2 protein-coding genes are annotated in these 2,201 nt (G+C 74.0%); one reads left to right on the forward strand and one right to left on the reverse strand.

The features are described from left to right. On the forward strand, positions 1–1,066 hold a 1,066-nt coding region (locus tag VQ02_RS33575; protein ID WP_048448615.1), incomplete at its 5' end, for an ABC transporter ATP-binding protein. 34 nt (positions 1,067–1,100) lie between these two features. Here VQ02_RS33575 and VQ02_RS33580 read toward each other — a convergent pair. After that, positions 1,101–2,087: a C45 family autoproteolytic acyltransferase/hydrolase gene (locus VQ02_RS33580; protein WP_245239933.1), complete on the reverse strand. Its 987-nt coding sequence runs from the start codon at positions 2,085–2,087 to the stop codon at positions 1,101–1,103. Positions 2,088–2,201 lie beyond the last annotated feature (114 nt).

The raw sequence follows: 2,201 nt of genomic DNA on the forward strand, positions 1-2,201 counted from the left end.
GGCCGAGGCCTTCGCGGCCCGGTTCGAGGCGCCGGCCCGCGCCTACGCCCAGGCCAGCGCCGAGAGCCTGCTCACCGGCCAGCTGCCGCGCTTCGTCATCGAGGCGCTGGCCTTCGGCGGCGTCATCGTGGTGGTGCTGTTCGCCCTCTCGCAGGGGCTCGACACCGCCGGCATCCTGCCCCTGCTCGGCCTGTTCGCCTTCGCGGGCTACCGGATGCTGCCGGCGTTCCAGAACGTCTTCAACGCGCTCGCGCTCCTGCGCTTCTACCTGCCGGCGGTGCGGCTCGTGGTCGACGGGCTCGCGGGCGAGCGCCCCCTCTCCCCCCGCAGCCCCGCGCGCCTGCCGTTCGGGCAGGCCATCCGCCTCGAGGGCGTCGGGTTCGACTACGAGCCCGGCCGCCCGGCGCTGACCGGCATCGACCTGACGATCCCGGCCCACACCACGATCGGCCTCGTCGGCCGCACCGGCTCGGGCAAGTCGACCCTGATCGGCCTGATCCTCGGCTTCCTCGCGCCCACGACCGGCCGCATCACGGTCGACGGCACGACGCTCGATCCCGCCACCCTGCCGGCCTGGCAGAACCGCATCGGCTACGTGCCGCAGGACATCTTCCTGATCGACGGCACCATCGCGGAGAACATCGCCTTCGGGCTCGACGCGATCGACGGCGCGGCGGTGGAGCGGGCGGCACGGCTCGCCGGCGCGCACGACTTCGTCGCCGGCCTGCCGGAGGGCTACGCCACCCGGGTCGGCGAGCGCGGCGCCCGGCTCTCGGGCGGCCAGCGCCAGCGCATCGGCATCGCCCGGGCGCTCTACCACGACCCCGACGTGATCGTGTTCGACGAGGCGACCTCCGCCCTCGACGACGAGACGGAAGCCGTGGTGATGCGGGCGGTGCAGGGCTTGGCCGGCACCCGTACCCTGATCATGATCGCCCACCGCCTCACCAGCCTCGCCGGGGCCGACACCGTCCACGTGCTGGAGGGCGGCCGGATCGTGGCATCGGGTCCGCCCGAGACGGTGCTGCCGCAGCTGGCGCGGGCGGGGGATCAGGCCCAGGCGTGATCCCGGCGAGGGAGCGCCGACCGATGCCCGGCGATCACCGCTCCAGCTCGCCGTAATCGTGGGTGTACGCGCCCTCCTCGAACCGGTCGAAGCTCTGGCTCCAGCGACGGCCGGGCCAGAGATAGTCAACCCGGCCCTCCGCCGGCCGGTACACGGCGGTGTAGGCCGTGGTGAAGGCGGCCTTGCGCGAGTAGAGCGGGGCTGCGAAGAAGCGCGCCGTCAGCGTCTCGAGCGTCGCCGATCGCTCGGCGAGGGCCTCGTCGAGCACGCGCTGGCGCAGGGCGGAGCGTGAGGCGGGCGAGGCCCGCTCCTGATGGTTGGTGCAGGTCCGCCAGGACGTCACCGCGGGCTCGCGCCGGGGCCCGATGAGGATCGTGGCGTGTGCCCCGGTCCGGTCGAGGAGCGTGACGTTGTGGAGCTGCGAGGGCGGCAGGCGGCGCAGCGCCTCGACCGCCTCGGCCACCGAGCCGCAGGTCTCCAGCACGTAGCGCAGCATCAGGATGATGGCGAAGCCCTCGCCCCGCCGGGCGATGCCGCCGAGCGTGCAGCTGGCAACCAGCCCGTCGTCGTTCATCCCGTCGAGGCAGCCGCCCCAGGGCCGCTGCCCCATCGCGATCACGCGCCGCCGCGACCACGCGGTCAGCTCGATGCGGCCGGTGATGACGTGCAGGGGAAAGTCGTAGTTGCGCACGAGCGCCGGGCCGTCCTCGCCCAGCCACACCGCCTGGCTGCACCCGTGACGGTGCGAGGCCGGGCGGTAGTGGCTGAGAACGCGGTGGGCGAGGTCGTCGTCGCCGACCATCCCGCAGGCCGCGTCGTAGTGCGGCACGAGTTCGGGCATGTGGCGCGCGAGGGCGGCGCGGCACGCGGCAGCCGATGGGGGTTCGGACGTCCCTTCGCCGAGGTACCACCGGGCGGCCTCGTCCTGCCCGTTCCGGAAGCGCGCCAGCCACGCCGCGCCGGGGCGGTCCTCGCGCTGGGCGGTGAAGGTCTTCTCCATGGCGAGAACGCATACCGGCAACGTCCCCGTCCTGGCCACCGCCGTGCCGACGCACCCGCCGGGCAGGCGCCGTCCGGTATCGGACTCACCCAGGCCCCGAACCGCCCTCCCCTTCGATCCAGGCCAGGAACGCCG

The organism is Methylobacterium variabile (assembly GCF_001043975.1).
GTDB lineage: Bacteria > Pseudomonadota > Alphaproteobacteria > Rhizobiales > Beijerinckiaceae > Methylobacterium > Methylobacterium variabile.